The 16,699-nt window shown below is 60.1% G+C and carries 13 protein-coding genes; 3 read left to right on the top strand and 10 right to left on the bottom strand.

Translation table 11 applies throughout. The features are described from left to right. Window positions 1–124 precede the first annotated feature (124 nt). Window positions 125–526 carry a response regulator gene (locus ACZ1JM_RS17745; RefSeq protein WP_465135123.1) on the top strand — a complete coding sequence of 134 codons (402 nt, stop codon included), beginning with the start codon at window positions 125–127 and terminating at the stop codon, window positions 524–526. On the opposite strand, the gene ACZ1JM_RS17740 is transcribed toward ACZ1JM_RS17745, so the two are convergent. Further along, entirely contained in the window at window positions 492–2,006 is a 1,515-nt protein-coding gene (locus ACZ1JM_RS17740) for a sensor histidine kinase (RefSeq protein WP_465133662.1), read from the bottom strand. The genes ACZ1JM_RS17745 and ACZ1JM_RS17740 overlap by 35 nt on opposite strands. A 386-nt stretch (window positions 2,007–2,392) precedes the next feature. On the opposite strand from ACZ1JM_RS17740, the gene ACZ1JM_RS17735 reads away from it, so the two are divergent. Further along, entirely contained in the window at window positions 2,393–4,279 is a 1,887-nt protein-coding gene (locus ACZ1JM_RS17735) for a potassium transporter Kup (protein ID WP_465135122.1), read from the top strand. On the opposite strand, the gene ACZ1JM_RS17730 is transcribed toward ACZ1JM_RS17735, so the two are convergent. The 5 genes from ACZ1JM_RS17730 to ACZ1JM_RS17710 form a co-directional block, all read right to left on the bottom strand. Continuing rightward, entirely contained in the window at window positions 4,262–5,083 is an 822-nt protein-coding gene (locus ACZ1JM_RS17730; RefSeq protein WP_465135121.1) for a kinase, read from the bottom strand. The genes ACZ1JM_RS17735 and ACZ1JM_RS17730 overlap by 18 nt on opposite strands. Next, window positions 5,073–6,032, bottom strand: coding sequence for a 2-hydroxyacid dehydrogenase (locus ACZ1JM_RS17725; protein WP_465133661.1), 960 nt, complete (start codon window positions 6,030–6,032; stop codon window positions 5,073–5,075). Before ACZ1JM_RS17725 ends, ACZ1JM_RS17730 begins: the two co-directional genes overlap by 11 nt. Window positions 6,033–6,140: 108 nt before the next feature. Then, window positions 6,141–6,941: a helix-turn-helix transcriptional regulator gene (locus tag ACZ1JM_RS17720; protein WP_465133660.1), complete on the bottom strand. Its 801-nt coding sequence runs from the start codon at window positions 6,939–6,941 to the stop codon at window positions 6,141–6,143. Further along, window positions 6,938–7,843: a nuclear transport factor 2 family protein gene (locus ACZ1JM_RS17715; RefSeq protein WP_465133659.1), complete on the bottom strand. Its 906-nt coding sequence runs from the start codon at window positions 7,841–7,843 to the stop codon at window positions 6,938–6,940. Before ACZ1JM_RS17715 ends, ACZ1JM_RS17720 begins: the two co-directional genes overlap by 4 nt. Before the next feature lie 18 nt (window positions 7,844–7,861). After that, window positions 7,862–10,273, bottom strand: a complete 2,412-nt coding sequence (locus tag ACZ1JM_RS17710) for a TonB-dependent receptor (RefSeq protein WP_465133658.1) — start codon at window positions 10,271–10,273, stop codon at window positions 7,862–7,864. Window positions 10,274–10,422: 149 nt separating this feature from the next. On the opposite strand from ACZ1JM_RS17710, the gene ACZ1JM_RS17705 reads away from it, so the two are divergent. Next, the gene (locus ACZ1JM_RS17705; protein WP_465133657.1) at window positions 10,423–11,181 is read left to right on the top strand and encodes an SDR family NAD(P)-dependent oxidoreductase; all 759 of its coding nucleotides are present in this window, start codon (window positions 10,423–10,425) and stop codon (window positions 11,179–11,181) included. A gap of 17 nt (window positions 11,182–11,198) precedes the next feature. On the opposite strand, the gene ACZ1JM_RS17700 is transcribed toward ACZ1JM_RS17705, so the two are convergent. The 4 genes from ACZ1JM_RS17700 to ACZ1JM_RS17685 form a co-directional block, all read right to left on the bottom strand. Then, the gene (locus tag ACZ1JM_RS17700) at window positions 11,199–11,657 is read right to left on the bottom strand and encodes a nuclear transport factor 2 family protein (RefSeq protein WP_465133656.1); all 459 of its coding nucleotides are present in this window, start codon (window positions 11,655–11,657) and stop codon (window positions 11,199–11,201) included. Between the two features lie 15 nt (window positions 11,658–11,672). After that, window positions 11,673–12,446, bottom strand: a complete 774-nt coding sequence (locus ACZ1JM_RS17695) for a ThuA domain-containing protein (RefSeq protein ID WP_465133655.1) — start codon at window positions 12,444–12,446, stop codon at window positions 11,673–11,675. A gap of 14 nt (window positions 12,447–12,460) precedes the next feature. Beyond that, window positions 12,461–13,798, bottom strand: coding sequence for an aromatic ring-hydroxylating oxygenase subunit alpha (locus ACZ1JM_RS17690; protein WP_465133654.1), 1,338 nt, complete (start codon window positions 13,796–13,798; stop codon window positions 12,461–12,463). A gap of 116 nt (window positions 13,799–13,914) precedes the next feature. After that, a complete protein-coding gene (locus ACZ1JM_RS17685; protein ID WP_465133653.1) occupies window positions 13,915–16,602 on the bottom strand; it encodes a LuxR C-terminal-related transcriptional regulator in 2,688 nt (895 codons plus the stop codon). Window positions 16,603–16,699: the final 97 nt, after the last annotated feature.

Genomic DNA, 16,699 nt, shown 5'->3' with positions numbered 1-16,699 from the left:
CGCTTCCACCCGAATTGGGCTCAAGTTATCTTTCACGGCTACCTTATTGTGCATTGCAGTGGAACGACGTGTCGCATGCCGCATTGTTTCCATTGAGCGACAGGAAGGTAAACCATTGAAGTCGGTGTTGATCGTTGAGGACGAGATTTTCATCGCAATGGAAATCGAGCGCATTCTGGAACAGGCGGGGTATCGCGTGATCGGGATTGCAGCCGATCAGCAGGAAGCCCTTCGGTCTGGTGGCGATGCAGACATGGCTTTCGTTGACCTGAATCTTCGCGACGGTCCAACTGGGCCGCATATCGCGCGAGAACTGGCTAATTCCGGGGTGCGGGTCGTTTATGTCACGGCGAACCCAGGGCAGATCGATGAGCCGGCGGCCACGATGGTCAGGTGCATCCCCAAACCGTTCACCGACGCCGTGATTCTCGAGGCTGCTGCCGTAGCCACGGGCGACCGAGATGAAGCTCGTCCTGCCGAACCTGAGTTGGCTACGCAGGCTGCGGTTTCGGGGGGCGCAGCATAGCCGACTTGTTCGTTTCGATCACGACCTGCAGGCCGTCGGGCGACCATACCCTCTCAATCGATCCGCCCATCTGCCGGGTGACGCTCAGTTCGATCAATTTGTTGCCAAAGCCATAGTCCAGTGGCTCCTGTACCAACGGACCACCACGCTCGATCCATTCGATGCGGGCGTGGCCGTCATCTTCATGGCACGAAATCGCCACCATGCCTTCCGGCACCGAGAGCGCCCCGTATTTTGCCGAGTTCGTGGCCAGTTCATGGAACGTCAAAGCCAACGGCGTCGCGGAATGGTCGTCGATGATCATCTCCTCTCCGCTGATCGTTACCCTCTCCGTATAGGCCTCCAGCAATTCCGACAGCATACCGGAAAGGCTGTTCGGCCGCTTTTCCGGCTGTGATGCCGCGCTGTGCGGGCGCACGAAATCATGCGCCTTGCCAAGCGAGAGAATTCGATTGCGCAAATCATCGGCCACTTCCGCGAGTTCGGGGCGATGGCGGGTGGAAAAGCTGATAAGGCCGTTGACCACCGAGAAGATGTTCTTGATCCGATGGCTCAGTTCCTGCGCGATGATCTCACGTTGGGCCTGCATCGTCTTGTGATCGTGGATGTCGGTGCATGTGCCAAACCAGCGGGTAATCGCCCCTGCCTTGTCTCGGATCGGGAGTGCCCGGCCAAGTGTCCAGCGGTATTCGCCAGTCGCACTCCGCAGGCGGTACTCGATTTCATAGGGTTCACCGGTTTCCAGCGAGTGGCGCCATTGCGCCCAGGCGCGTTCCTGATCGTCGGGGTGAAACATGCCGTTCCAGCCGATACCGTCGGTAGACCCCGCCGGCATTCCCGTGAATTCGTACCAGCGAGCGTTGTAGTAATCGTGGAACCCGTCCGGCCGGGTCGCCCAAACCATCTGCGGCATTGTGTCGGCCAGGATACGGAACTTCGATTCCTGCTCGCTGATCTCATCACTCTGATGAATGTGTGCGCGGCGCTGCATGAGTTGCGCGACAATGCTGGAGGCAAGGACGCGCAAGCCTTCCTGCTGGATCGCCGTCAAACCGTCGCGCGGCGCCCGGTCGATTACGCATAGGGCGCCGATCTGGACGCCATCGCTTGTTACCAGAGGCGCCCCGGCGTAAAAGCGTATGCCCGGTTCGCCCACGACAAGAGCGTTGTCACGAAATCGATCGTCATGGATCGGATCAGGTACGATCATCAGATCGACGCCCTGCATGGTATGTGCGCAAAACGACGTTTCTCGGGGGGTTTCTCGGGCGTCGATACCGGTTCGGGCGGGGAACCATTGGCGCTCCCGTTCCACGAAGCTAACCAGCGCTATGGGCGTGTCGCATAGACGCGCGGCGAAATCGGTGATGGCCTTCAACGCGGGGTCATCATCCAGACCGTTGAGATCGAAGTCCTGCAGATTGCAAAGCCGGATGGTTTCTTCGGCAGACTCCGGCCAAAACTTCATCGTATCTGACATTCAAGGAAGCTTTCTCTGACCGGTCGAATACAGCTTCTTGTCGCGCTGATCCGTCATTGCGCCACCTGGCGAAAACAGGGTGCCCATGCTGCCGACAGGCCGACACGGCGGATACAATCTCGACAGAACTGAGACTGTATGTCCGGCACTTGGCCATCCCCTCATCCCGTACCCATATCGAAACATAGCGCCACACCCCACGCAACTGATTAGCCTAAGTTAAGTTCCGGCGCCATACGGCTCGCCCACGACGAGAAAAGCTGCCTGCGCGCCAAATCATACGCGATTCATATGCAAAACCGGCGTGATCCACATAGCGATCGTGCGGCATCCTGTGGCATAGGCGTTCTGGGCAATCTTCAGGATCTGATTTGACCAGTAAACAGATGGCCGTGGATGGGCATGGCACCCATGCAGGAAACGCACGACTTCCCTCCCTTGCTCTCGGCGCTTTGGGCGTCGTTTTCGGGGACATCGGGACGTCGCCGCTCTATGCCCTGAAGGAGAGCTTCGTCGGCCACCACCCGCTGGCCGTCGATGCGCCGCACATCTATGGTGTGCTGTCGCTGGTATTCTGGACGATGACGCTGATCGTCACGGTGAAATACGTCTTCATCGTGATGCGCGCGGATAACGAAGGCGAAGGCGGCAGCATGGCGCTGCTGGCGCTGATCTCACGATCCTTGGGGGAAACCCGCTGGACCCCGGCCATCGCCATTCTGGGCGTGCTGGCCACCGCGCTTTTCTATGGCGACGCCATCATCACTCCGGCCATCTCGGTGCTGTCCGCCGTTGAGGGTTTGACGGTCGTGGAAAGCTCGCTCGGCGAACTGGTGCTCCCCATCGCCATCGTCATCCTGGTAGGGCTATTCCTGATCCAGAAGCACGGCACCGCTCGCGTAGGGACGTTCTTCGGCCCGATCATGGTCGTGTATTTCGCTGTGCTTGCTGTGCTGGGTGTCCTCAACATCATGCGTCACCCGGAAATCGTGGGCATCATCAATCCGTTATGGGCGGTCAAGTTCTTCACCATCGATCCGAAGCTGGCCTTCCTTGCGCTGGGGTCGATCGTCCTGTCTGTGACCGGCGCAGAGGCCCTTTATGCCGACATGGGGCATTTTGGACGCAAAGCGATCAGCGTGGCGTGGCTGTATGCAGCGCTTCCATGCCTGATGCTGAATTACATGGGTCAGGGTGCGCTTCTGCTCGATCACCCTGAAGCGGCATCGAACCCGTTCTTTCTGTTGGCCCCTGAATGGGCACGGCTGCCCTTGGTAATCCTGGCGACCATGGCAACAATCATCGCCAGCCAAGCCGTCATATCCGGGGCCTTTTCGGTTACCCGGCAAGCCGTTCAGCTTGGCTTTCTGCCGCGCCTGCGAATTCTGCACACAAGCGCATCGGCTGAAGGACAGATCTATGTGCCGATCGTCAACTGGGCGCTGCTGGTGCTGGTCATCCTGGTCGTGCTGATGTTCCGCAATTCTACCAGTCTAGCGGCCGCATACGGCATAGCGGTGACGGGAACGATGGTCATCACCGCCTGCATGCTGGGCGTCCTGACGTTCAGCGTGTGGCGTTGGCATCCCCTTGCCGCCGGTGGGGTCACGGGCCTGTTCCTGATCATCGACGGCGCCTATTTCCTCTCAAACGCGACCAAGATTCCGGATGGTGGATGGTTTCCGCTCGTTGTCGCCGCGACTGTATTCCTGGCACTGACGACTTGGTCCAAGGGGCGGGAGATCATGCGGCGTTACCTGGATGAGGGGGCCATCAATCTTGATCTGTTTATCCGATCGACGGCGCAATCGCTGAAACGCGTCAAAGGCACAGCGATCTTCCTCACCTCGACCACTGATGGCGTACCCCCGGCCCTGCTTCACAACGTAAAGCACAACAAGGTTCTCCATGAGCGAGTCATCGTGCTAACCGTGGTTACCGAAGATGTCCCCCATCTGGTGGATATCGATCCGGTAAGAGTTGTCGATCACGGATCGAACTTCTTCCGCGTCCATCTGCGACATGGCTTCATGGAGGAGATCGACATTCCGGCCTCGATGAAGAAGGTGACCGAATGCGGACCTCCGATCGAGATGATGGGGACCAGCTACTTCCTCAGCCGGCAAACGCTGATCGCATCTGAAAAACCCGGCATGGCGATCTGGAGGGAGAAGCTGTTTGCCTGGATGATCCGGAATGCGGCCACGCCGATGGAATTCTTCAACCTGCCGACCAACCGGGTCGTCGAATTGGGATCACAGGTCGAGATCTGACGATGTAGCTGGCCGGATGGTACGATCGGGGGCGAGCGGGATCACGAGGTCGGCACGCCCCGGCATCTCGTTCAGGATATGGCGCGTGAGCCGTTCGTAATGCTGCACGAACCGGTCCAGCGCGATAGCATCCATCACCCGCGAACCTTCCGCCTCCCCTTGATCGACCCGCGCTCGCAATTCGTCTTCCTGCTGCCCGCGCCAGCCCCTCACCACTTCGAACCCTGGCGCGGCGAGCAGGACCAAACGATCAATCCGGTCAAACATTTGCGCGTAGGGGCCTGATAGAGCCACGTTCACGGCGCTACGCCAGACCGCCTTGGGATCCTCTTCCCGTTCGAGCGTATTGACCGGCTCGGCAAGCGCAGCCAAATCCTGTGCCATGGCGCCAACGCACCACCCTTCGAAAATCAGCAGATCGAGGTCAGCCGCCGGGCTGCAGCCCTGAGGTGAGGGTTCGTCGCGCGCCTTGTCGAAACGAGGCAGAACCACCGACTGCCCTGCTCGTATCGCGTCCAGCAGAGCGATGCCGCTTGTCACGTCATGCGTTCCCGGAACACCACGCGTCGCAAAAAGTGGGTGAACGTCTCGCGCCAGTCGCTGCCTTTCCGCGCGGTCCAGATAAAGATCATCCAGCGACAGGATGGCGACCTTGTACCCCTTCGCTTCCATGCTGTTTTTCAGCGCATTTGCCAGCGTCGATTTGCCGGACCCTTGCGAACCGCACAGGCCGAGAACCAAAGGACCGCTACCTTTAGCTTCCAGCCAAATGCGAACGGCATACGCGACGGGTTCAACCGACAGGATCAAGCAGCGGCTCCCCGGCGAAGAAACGGTCCAGATTGTCGGCCACTTTCATGCCCATGGCGGTTCGAGCTTCAATCGTCGCGCTGCCTAGATGAGGCAGAAGCACCACGTTGGGAAGCGTCAGGAGCCCAGGATGCACGTTCGGTTCGGCTTCATATACATCTAGCCCCGCCGCCGCGATCTGGCGCTCGGCCAACGCCTCCACCAGCGCCTCCTCATCGATCAGTGATCCGCGCCCGGTGTTCACCAGCACGGCATGGGCGGGCATGCGGGCCAGGAGGGTCGCATCGACCATGCGCTTGGTATCCGGGCCGCCGGGCGCATGAAGCGACATCATATCAGCGCGTGCAGCCAGTTCGCCAAGGTCCGCGAAGTAGGCACCTTCCGGCATGTCGGCAGCGGGGCGGCGGCTGTAATAGGCAATCCGCATGCCGAACACTTCGGCCCTTTTCGCAACCGCCCGCGCAATCCGCCCGAAACCGACAAGGCCCAGCAACTTCCCCGAAAGCGATTGTCCGACAAGATGCGTAGGCCGCCAGCCAGCCCAATTCCCGGCACGCAACTCCCGCTCCCCCTCACCCGCACGACGAGAGGCCATGAGAAGCAGCGTCATCGCGATGTCAGCGGTCGCTTCGGTAAGCACATCGGGCGTATTAGTTACGACGATCCCCTGCTCTTTCGCAGCAGCCGTATCGATATGTTCGAAACCTGCGCCATAATTGCCTATGATGCGCGCTCGCCTCCCCTCTACGGTGATGACGGCGCGCGTCACGCGGTCCGTCACGGTGGGGCAAACGGCATCATGTTCGCGCATCGCCTCGGCGAGTTGTGCTTCGCTGAGAGGAACATCGCCTTCATTCACCGTCACGTGATATGAATGCTGCAACCGCGTCTCGACTTCGCTGGGCCACCGCCGGGTCAGCAGGATTTTGGGACCACCGGTCATGTCAGAGTGGCGGCCTTGTTCAAGTAACGCATCCGTAATCAATCCTTCAGGCCTGCATCTACTGCCAGACGCAAAGCAGCACCGCCCGGGAAAAGGCAGTCTGCCGTTTCAGGTCGAGGGAGGGAGATAGCCCAACTGGCACGCCTTGAATATTGCTTGGTCTCGATTGACCGCATCCAGTTTGACGGCAGCGTTGCGAATATGAAAGCGCACGGTCGCTTGGCTGAGGCCGACGATGACGCCGATTTCGTCGTTTGTTTTGCCCCGCGAAGCCCAGCGCAGGCATTCTACTTCGCGAATTGACAGAGTTAGTGCCTGTGCCAGCCGGGAAGCCGCTTTCGTCGTCTCGACGTAGCTCGTGATGAAGCGCGTCGCGTATAGGGCAAGCACGTCACTGCACGCCTCGAACTCGGTGCCAAGATCGTCGCAGCCGGGATCGCGAGGGATCAGGCACGCCATCCCGATCTGCGCCAGAGGCAGATGCACCGGGATGATGATCGCGCAGCGCACTGTGGTTCGATCAATGAAATCAGAGAGATCGACTTCCGGCATAACGCGCTTGCCAGCGTGCCCCCAGATGCCAGCCTCATTGCACCAAAAAGGTTCCGCACTCAATCGCGTGGCAGCGATGAATGGGGACCGCAGCAATATCGTCATATCATACCAGCGACGCGGCGTGCGTCCCACCGGCAGGATTTCCCCCTCCGCATCACGGATGGCCGTGAAGCGAGCAATACTGTCGCTCAGGACTAGATCCAGATCGGCGGACGTACGCACGATATCCCGCAAAAGGATCGCCGCGCCGCGTATGTTTTCCCAGGCAGATACGTGCAGCTTTCCGTACAAAAGCGGGTCGAAGTGTAACCGGGATACGCTCGGAACGTTGTTTGGGATCGCGACAACGGTCATGATGGAGCACCGAACGCTTGCATGACATCAAACGGGGGCTTGATGCTTTGAGATGCCGCGGGGACGACCGGGTTGCCGAACTGGTGCACCTCGGCCGCTACAGTGTCGAGGAATACCGAAATACAGCCGATACCATCGCCATCCGCCTCTATCACAAGGCCGTATTGCTGCGGATAAGCACCGCCCGCATGAGCCAGCACGATTGCCACATCGCCACTTGCCGCGACGATCCGATGTTGACCCAGACCATCGGCAAAAAGTCTCTCCAACACTGACACATCTAGGCTTCGGCCCGAAAGCGGCGTCGATCCGATAACCCGGATTTTGGCTCCCGCAACCAGACGGGTGCGGGCTTTTGAGAAGTCCTTCACGGAAAGATTGCGCGTAAACCTCGCCGTCACGTCCAGCATTCCGCGTCGGTCCAGTGACGAGCTAAGCTCGGGCGGGTCCAGATCGAAAGGGTGACTTGGCGCTGCGCGAGGGTGGGCAAGACGATTCTTCATCAGCGCGGTCTCCACCATCACGGTGTCGAACAATTCGGCAATCTCGCTGATCAGGCCGTTTTGACACCGGAACACCTGCAAGTAATACTGTTCGTAGCGCCCTCCATCCTTCGCGGGCAGTCCACCATGCAGCAGGCCGACGGCATAGTCGCCATCGGTGAGCAGAAGGCGTGATCCCTTCACATACGGCTCTGCCCCGAACAGCAGCGGACCAAGCACATGCTCCCCCATATGCTCGTACAGGGCATCACGCTGCTCGAAGCGGCCCGATACAAGGCTGGTCCCCGACATCCAGCAGATGACATCGGGATCGTGGAGGGAGACGACATGCGCGAAATCCCCCTCCCCCATGGCGCGATAGTAATCGCGTACCGTTTCTTCGTTCGAGCGATGGTTCATTTGCGAAGGCGACCCATTTCAGAACTTGTACCCGACCTGCAACATAACTTCACGCGGGCGTTCGATATACCCGATGATATCGGCGTCAGTCGACACGCTGGTGCCTGCGCCTGCTCCCGTACCGGGACGATCGCTGCCTCCCGCGATGATATACTTGTCGGTCAGGTTCTTGCCGATAAGCGCAAAAGACCAACCACCATCCGGCTGGTAGAAGCGCAAGGCGGCGTCGATTTTGAAGAAGCTCTTCTGCAGGGTGCCGGGCCCTTCCGTCTCGCTGAAGAAGTACTTGGACGTCCCATTTACGTCGCCGGACAATGACAGGTTAAAGCTTTCAGTGATCGGCGCATCATATGTCGCGCCAAAATTGCCTGACCAATCCGGCGCCCGCACAAGCGGCGCACCGCTCAAATCCTGCCGGGTGAAAACGCCGTTTGCATCAGCCGCCAGGTTACATCCATCGGCGATCGTCTGTCCGGCATAACATGCGGACAGGAAGTTGCGGTAGCGCGCCTTGTTATAACCGAGCCCCGCGCGGATCGTCAGAGCTTCGGTGGCGCGGTAGCGCAAATTAAACTCCGCGCCTTTGGTTCGAGCCGAACCGGCATTGAATACCTGGTACGTCACTTTGGTGCCGTCGAAGATGTCGACTTGCAAACCCTTGAAATCGTAAAGGTAGATCGCACTGTTGAAACTGAGCGCTCCGCCCAGGAACTCACCCTTGAAGCCGATCTCACCGCCCTTGACCTTCTCAGGACCAAACGTGAAATCCGAATTGGTGGTACCGGTGCTCAGGATCGCGGGCAGGCCGAACCCCCCCGATTTGTATCCCGTTTTGAACGCCCCGTAGATCGTGGTCTGGCCTGTCGGATGCCAAGTCAGCGTGGCCTCGGGTGACCAGTTGTTGCCCTTGAACTTGCCTGCGAACTCCCTGAGCGGGAAGGCCGCCGCCAGGATCGGGTGGACATAGGTATTGCGCTGGGCGACTTCCTTTTCTTCCCGCGTCCAGCGCACCCCGCCCGCCAGTTCCAACTCGGGCAGTATCTTGTACGTCATCTGACCGAAGGCGGAGTATGTCTTGCCATCCAGCGTGCCTGTCTTCGAAATGCTTTGGTAGTACCCGGTGGCCGGGTCCTGCGGCAGCGCGGCGATGCGGAAAGACTGCGCGTTGTCGAGCGAGGTATCCTGATAGAACAGGCCCACCATCGCATTGAGAGGTCCATCGAACGTCGTCAGCGCACGCAATTCCTGCGAGAACGAGTGATACTTTTCGATTTGCGAGCCAAGATTGTAAGCATAGCTCGATTTCTCGAAGCCGTTCTGGAGGTAGCCCAGCTTGTACCGGAAATACCCGGTGACGGACGTCAGGGCGATCGTGTCCGACTTCCAGTTTGCGGTCAGCGATGCAAGGATCGGCTTGTAGCTGGAATAAGGCAGGCCATCGCGACCGCCGATGTAGCCCGCCAGTAGTTCCGGTGGCGCATAGGCGCCTGCGACCTTGCGATTTTTGCGGCAATCCTCGTAAGGGTCTACCAGACCGTTTACCGGTCCGCCGCCGCAATAGACGATTTCGCCGTTGGTGCCTTCTCCATTATCCTTGGACACGCCGGTGGTGAACTTGAAATTGAAGTCCAGATCAGGGGTCGGCTTGTAAACCAGCGTCACGCGGCCGATCAACTCGCGCTGCTTCGGCCCCCACTTGTCCGCCGCCAACATGTCAAGGCCGGTGGCCGGTTCATGATTGGGAATGACGGCAGCGGGTATCGTTTCCATCCACCCGCGCATGGTGCGGGCCTGGAAGGCGACGCGGATGCCGAGCGTATCGGTCAGCGGTGCCGAAATGTAGCCCGTCCCCATCCATTCACGAGCACGAAATTCGTATCCTGCTGTAAGACCCGCCGACAGTTCAGGGGTTGGATCGGCGGTGCGCATGGAGATGACCCCGGCAGGGCTATTCTTGCCAAAGAACAGCGCCTGTGGCCCTTTCAGGATCTCGACTTGCTGCACGTCGAAATAGCTTTGCTGCAGCGATCGGCCACGTCCGGTCTGCACGCCATCGACGTTGATCGCCACTGACTGGTCGAACCCGGTATCCAGCGTCGACGATCCGATGCCACGAATGACGAAAGACGAGCCGCCGCCGCTCGCTTGCTGCGCAATACGGACCTGCGGAGCCATCTGCGCAATGTCGCTCAGACTGTTGGCGTTATAGCGCTGCACGTCCTGCTGGCTCAGCGCAGTAACCGCTACCGGCACGTCGATCAGGCGCTCTGCCCGCTGGCGGGCAGACGTCACGACGATCTCTGATGCCTGCTGCAAGGGCGTTCCCTCCTGCGCCTGCGGTGCTGCGTCCTGCGCCCAAACCATCGACGGCGCCAAGGCAGCCAGTGCGGCAGAGGCAAGCAGGTTCGTTCGTGACGAAAGCCCTGACATCTCATTCTCCCCTTTTTTTAGCTTTTGCTGCATCGGTGGTAGCTGCAGCCCCAATGACCGCGAACCACCTGTCCGGATGGGTAGGTGCCTGCCGCCACCCCTACCCTTATGGTCTTCGCCTGCGGTGGCGCAGCAACGGGAGAGATGACGTGGATACGAACCTTAACGGCCTGGTGGCCGTCGTGACCGGCGCGGCTGGAAATATCGGCAGCGCGATCCGTGCCGCGCTCGCTAACGCCGGCGCCACGGTGCATGCCACCGACCTGCGGGGGGATGATACCGGAAGCATCTTGCCGCACGACGTCACTGCTGCAGAAAGCTGGTCCAGCGTGATCGATGATGTGCGCAATATGCACGGGCGTATCGACGTGCTGGTGAACAATGCCGGGATCGCGCCCATGGGCATGGTGGAGGAAATCGATCTCGCCGAATGGCACCGCTGCATGGCGATCAACGTCGAAGGGGTATTGCTGGGAATGCAGAGCGCGCTGCCTCTGCTGCGTAAGGCTACCGATCGGCCAGGTGGCGCCTCGGTGATTAACATCGCCTCTGGCGCCGCCAACCTGCCTACCCCGATGAGCGGGCTATACTGCACCAGCAAGGCTGCCGTCGTCATGCTGAGCAAAGTTGCAGCGCTGGAATTCGCCAGGGGCAGCTATGGCATTCGGGTAAACACGGTGAACCCGGGTGCCGTTGATTCCGCAATGATTGACGGCATCCTTGAACGCTATACGCAGATCGCCAATCAACCGGTGGAAGATCTGCGGGCCGCCATGAACGCGGACGTGCCGATGGGGCGCCTTGCTCGTCCGGACGATATTGCGGACGGGGTGGTGTTCCTTGCCTCCAGCGCCAGCCGCTACATGACCGGCACCGAACTTGCCATCGACGGCGGACGCACGATCTAAGGGGGCGGTCCGACCCCTCAGTAGTCCATCTGCCCGCTGGCCTGTTCACGTGGATGGGTCAGTGGGTTGTGGAACAGCGCCCGCTCGGCAAGGGCGGTGTCGAAGAAAGCATGCATCTCGATAATCTTGCCGTCCTGAAAGCGAAATATCTCGCAATAGGTCTGGTCGTAGCGATCGCCCGCCGTGGTTGGGCCGCCCCCTTCCATGATTGCGACAACGCGCTCCTCGTCGGCGCACATGATCTTCCACCGACTGGCAAAGCGAATGCTTTCGGGCACCATCGCCCCGTGAACCTGTTCGGCGATGAGCTTGTCGGTCACCGCCGCCTTGCCGCTTAGCCGCCCGGACGCGGGGGTTGTCCCGGCCATGTGGATGACGATGTCATCGTGATAAAAATCTTCCACCGCCTCCCACTCACCATCGCGCATCAGCGTGAAGTAGCGGTTGAGCAGGTCGATGTTTTCCTGGCGGCTCACAGATCAATCCTCCCGTTATCGTTGTTCATCGATTGCCCAGGCGATCGCGCGGCCAAGAACCTGACGAAAGCCCGGTGCTTCCCACGGACCGCGCGTGACCGGGCCTTCCTCCATCAACGGCAAAAAATCGTGCTTTCCGCTGCTGTGGCCAAGCGCAAGGTACAGCACTTCGCCCTCCCCCTGGCTGCGCAGATACATCTGTACCCGGTCCTCCGGCTTGGGCCAATCCGACAGGACGTATCCCGGATTGGAGCCGGTGAAGCGTGCAGTCAGCAGCACTTGCGCAGGTCCGGTCAGTTCCAGCACGTATGGTTCATCCTCGACCTCGAACGGACTGATGCCGGCCAGCAATGGATGGTCCGGCGCAGCGATGTCTACCTGCATCGGCGCCAGCAACAGATGCGCCAGGAACCGGCTGCCCAGCAGGCGGGTGAACCGTGGATTGGTGTCGGTCGTATCGACCTGCCCCGGAATTTCGATACCCTGCGCCACGATCGGTGGCCCGTCGGTGAAGCGGATCAATGCGTTCGTGGCATGCATGGCGAACATCCGGCCCCCGCGATCCAGAAAGGCATCCAGCGCGTCCAGCTGAATGTCGTCGGGCGAAACATTGCAGGTATAGGCGACGATCGCATCGGCCTCCGCGATCTTGTCGAGGTCGGAGAAATCGTCAGCCACCGTTACCCAGGCATTGTCGTGCGACTGCAATTCCTTGAGCAGTTCCAGCCTGACATAGTTGGTGTCATGCGTAGGCGCTCCGCACACCAGATGGACGCGTCTTGCCGCCATGCCTTTGGTGTTCCTCAGGCCCCGGGGTGAGCGTCGGGCTCGACCGGATTGGTGGCGATCAGTTCCCGAATGGATCGGCCCCGGATCAGTTCATCAATGTTTTGATGGAAATGCGTGATCCGCCGCTCGTCGCTGCTGAGGATCGCATCCGCGAAACTTTGCGATCGCTGCCCACGCTGCACATGTTCAACCAGGCCGACATCCTGCCCAAGCACCTCGTTGACGATCGGATGCTGACGCACGCCCCACTTCAGCACATCCTCGACCGGTTCTTCACCGCCGCGCACCACGCGGTGGCTATAGGGCGGCGCTACCTCGTCCTCCTCCATCGGCGCGCACATGATGAAATCGAAATACATCTTCTCCGGGTCGCCGCTTGGATGCGGGCGGTAGCGAAGTGAAACGTAGAACTCGGGGAAAAGGTTGAAGTGGGTCGTCGGGAACAGCATGTAATGGTATGCGTCGCTCAGTTGGCTGTCGCTCAGCCCCTCGTAGGGGAAGACGCCCTTGCCCTCCCGGCTCCTCTTCGCTTCCTGAACCGCGCGTCGTACATCGGTCGCCTTTCCATCGAAGGTCGCCACGTCGATGCCATTTGAACTGAGCAGGACTTCAAGCTGCGGGTTCAGTTTTTCCTGTTCCGGGTATAGCGAGCTTGGCTTGCCGTATTCGTTGACCATGTAGCTGTGAATGCCAAGCAGCGTGATCGGCGCATCTTCATTGCCCCAAGCCAGAATTTCCGAATGCAGCGTCTGGAAGTGATAGCTTTCGTTGAAGGCGTCGAACGTCGTCTTCCAGTTGCAGCCGAATTCGAACGTCTTGTAATCAACGATCGTCGCGCGCTCCATTTTGTAGGCATCGAGCCGTTCGGCCAGCGGACCGAGGTATTCGCGCAAAGGCGGGGCTTCTTCGTCAAGCGTGAACCATAACCATCCAGCGAATTGCTCGACGCGGAACGTCCGTAGGGACGTACACGCCGGATCGTTGATCACGGCAGGATCGAAGCGTTCCTTGTACGGCGCGTGGATCAGCCTTCCATCCAGATCATACACCCAGCCGTGGAAGGCGCAGGTGAATTGCGGGGCGAATGCGGGGCCGTCCTCCCCTAGAAGCAGGCGATTCCCGCGATGGCGGCACACGTTGAAATAGCCGCGCACGCTATCGTCCGGCATCCGCACGAACAGAAGACTTTCCCGGCCGAGGGTGTGGATGAAAACGTCCCCGTCCTCGGGGATTTCTTCTGCGCGTGGTCCCATATGCCAGACTTTCGTCCACATATGCTCCCACTCCTGATCAGCGCGTTCCCTGGTCCAGTACCACGAAGGGTCGACCCGGAATGTGGCTGCCGCTGTCATCGCTCTCGCTCTCCCTTGGCGCTGCGCGCCTTGTCTCTATCGGAATGGCGAGCAAGATGAGGCTCGCGCACGATCTGCGGAACCACCCTGTCGCTTGGGTAGGGTGGGTGGACGGCCTACATCAGCGCCAGGTTCGCCAGTTCCGACCGGCGGGTGATGCTGGCTTTCTCGAACACGTTCTTGAGGTGCCACTTGATGGTATTTTCGCTCACGCGCATACGCTCCGCAATCTGGCGATTGGTAAGTCCCGCGCGAACGAACCGCACGAGTTCGATCTCTCGCTCCGTTAGTAGACTGTCGGGCTGTTCCCCCGCTTGGCGCTTGCCGGTGTCGCGCTGCACCAAGCCGGGGTCGAAGGCCTCGCGCAAGTTCTGCATCAATTTGGTCTGGCGATGGTCCTGCGGCTGCCAGCCCCTTGCCGTCAGGGCGTCGAGCATCGCGCGAACATCCCGGCCACCGTCGATGATCGTCCGTTGAATGCCATTACGGGCAGCGTGGCGCAGCAATCGCTGCATTATAGCCAAGGCGCGATCCCGCTTCTGCATTCTCCAGAGTGCCCGGGCACCCAGTATGGCGTAATGAAAACCGCGCAGGTTCCACCCGGTGGCAAGGTCCAGCCTCACTGCCTGGCGTAGAGGTTCGAGGGCACGCTCGGGTGACGCCAATTCGATATCCAGGTGCGCCTGCGACCCCAGGATCGCTGCATTGATATAAGGCCCTAGTGGGTCGTCCTCAGGAAGCCGATCGCGTTGTTCGACCAATGCCCGAACATAGGCGCCTGCAGTGCGGGTATCATGGTATTCGAGCGCAACAATGACCTTTTCGGACAGCACATCGACGTGCAGTCGCGTCAGCCGGATGGCAGGGCCGGCATCGAGCACCGTCTCCAGCGCAGTGATCGCAGCGCGATATTGCCCGCGCTTGGAAAGCATGCGTGCTTTTGCCCGATAAGCCTGAAAGCGGGCGTCGGTGAACAGATGGGCATGGAGCGACCACGCATAGCCCTCTATAACCTGTTCCATGCGGACGAGTTCGTTTTGTTCGTACAGCGCGCCGGCCAGCAATCCCGCCGCCATCACGGTGCCGGTCGATTGCAGGCTCATGTCGGCCTCCGCTCGTTTCAGGGCGCTTGCGAAATGAGCCTCTGCATGGCGGACCTGTCCATCGCGCAAATCGATGAGGCCCAGAATGCAGCGAGAGTAGATCGTCGCGTAGGGGCTGCTCTCATAAGCGGCGGGGAGATATGCACTGTCGAGCGTGAGGCGCGCCTCCTCGAAGTCCCCGCTGAGTGCCAGGCAGAAGGCGATCGAATTGTCGACCACTCTACCAAACCAGTCGCTCGCGGCTGGATTGCGCGCACGCCACCGACGGCCATCAGCACTCGCGCGGGCGAAATCGTCGCGCATAGACAGCAGCATTACCTGCAACGCCGATAGATTTGCCGCCAGCGACGCATCAGGCGAAGGATCGCAGGCCAACTGCGCGGAAAGGGGCGCAACAAGAGCCTCGGCCTCGTCTAGCCGATAGAGCAGAGATAGCGCCCAGGCGACCGCCAGTAGTGCGGTTGGCCGTTTGTGCAAATCTTCCGGCGAGAACCGTTCGAGCCAGGACTGCAACTCCAGCACATGTCCCTGCGCGATCATCGTAACGCCGCAACGCTCCACGAGTTCGATCGCTCGGGCAACGTCACCCCCGTCCATCGCGTGGGAGGCCGCAAGCGCGGGTTTGCCTTTCGCTTCGAACCAGTGACAGCAGCGCAAGTGCAGCGCGGCCAATTCCTCCGGGGTGCAAAGGCTCTGCGCCCGCAAAACATCGACCAGCAGCGGAATAGCCTCGTACGTACTACCGGCACCCTTCGACTGGCGCATAAGCAGTCCTTGCGCCCGATACTCCTGGATGTATGCCTCAGCGTCGGCATGCCCCGCCAGTTCCACCATTAAGTCGTGGTCCAGCCGGTGCGGGACCAGCATGGCATCAAGCGCCCCCCGCGCTTCGTCAGAAAGATCGCGGAACAGTTCCTCTTCGAAGTATTCCAGGATGTCGCGGCCAATCGCAAAGCCACCGGCAGCACCATCGCCACCTTTGCGCAGGCGATTTCTGGCCAGCAGGCGCACCGCCGCTACCCGCCCTCCTGTGCGCGCCCACAGCGCCCGCGTTTCAGCCAGTGTCAGCGGTGGCACGCCCGCTTCTTGAACCAGTTCCGCGATCTGCTTGAATGAGACGGCCAGCTTTGTATCGTCAATCTCGAGCAATGCATCTTCGTTGCGCAGCCGCGCCAGCCTCAACCCCGTCGGCATCCGTGAAGCCACGACAACCCGCAAATTGCGCGGCGCTCCTTCAATCAGGCGCTGCAAATCTTCCACTGCCTCGGGATCGGCCGCATGGACATCATCGACAAACAGCACCACCTCACCACCAAACGCTCCCACTTCATTAAGCGCAACGCTGATGATCACGTCCGGGTGCACGTCATGAGCCATGAGGAGCGCTGAGGTGGAGCTTTTGTCGCCCAGCACCGAACGGCTGAATACGGTTGCGAGTTGGCGGGAAACCGTTCCCGATCCCGCAGTCCCCGGTGCGAGACGCAGCCAGCAGCATAGATGCAGGGCTACCTCGAAGTGATTGTGCAAGCGCGCCATCAGTCGCGTCTTTCCGCTGCCTGGCGACGCCGTGATCATCGTCAGCCGATAAGGCTGAATGGTCGCGGCAATGTCGCTGAACGTGGCAGGCGCAATCCACTTACCTTTAAAGCGGGGGCATTCCGTCGCGCTGGGCAAAATCAGCCCGCAAGCCAAGCTCTTCATCCCAAGTCCGTTTTTTTGCTTTTGCGCGTATCTCCTAACATTGCTGAATGGCGTTGTCTGCGCGCAATGTCGTAGCGAAAACGCAGATCCCCCTCGC

This window comes from Novosphingobium sp. BL-S-24 (genome assembly GCF_055521575.1).
Note: the sequence above shows the minus strand (reverse complement) of the source record. Positions and strands in the feature narration are given on the sequence as shown.

Excerpts from the sequence above, each read along its gene's own strand:
- ACZ1JM_RS17690 (WP_465133654.1), bottom strand. The coding sequence starts at position 13,798 with ATGACAGCGGCAGCCACATTCCGGGTCGACCCTTCGTGGTACTGGACC.
- ACZ1JM_RS17740 (WP_465133662.1), bottom strand. The coding sequence starts at position 2,006 with ATGTCAGATACGATGAAGTTTTGGCCGGAGTCTGCCGAAGAAACCATC.
- ACZ1JM_RS17735 (WP_465135122.1), top strand. The coding sequence starts at position 2,393 with ATGGCCGTGGATGGGCATGGCACCCATGCAGGAAACGCACGACTTCCC.
- ACZ1JM_RS17710 (WP_465133658.1), bottom strand. The coding sequence starts at position 10,273 with ATGTCAGGGCTTTCGTCACGAACGAACCTGCTTGCCTCTGCCGCACTG.
- ACZ1JM_RS17685 (WP_465133653.1), bottom strand. The coding sequence starts at position 16,602 with ATGAAGAGCTTGGCTTGCGGGCTGATTTTGCCCAGCGCGACGGAATGC.
- ACZ1JM_RS17715 (WP_465133659.1), bottom strand. The coding sequence starts at position 7,843 with ATGAACCATCGCTCGAACGAAGAAACGGTACGCGATTACTATCGCGCC.
- ACZ1JM_RS17725 (WP_465133661.1), bottom strand. The coding sequence starts at position 6,032 with ATGACCGGTGGTCCCAAAATCCTGCTGACCCGGCGGTGGCCCAGCGAA.
- ACZ1JM_RS17695 (WP_465133655.1), bottom strand. The coding sequence starts at position 12,446 with ATGGCGGCAAGACGCGTCCATCTGGTGTGCGGAGCGCCTACGCATGAC.
- ACZ1JM_RS17720 (WP_465133660.1), bottom strand. The coding sequence starts at position 6,941 with ATGACCGTTGTCGCGATCCCAAACAACGTTCCGAGCGTATCCCGGTTA.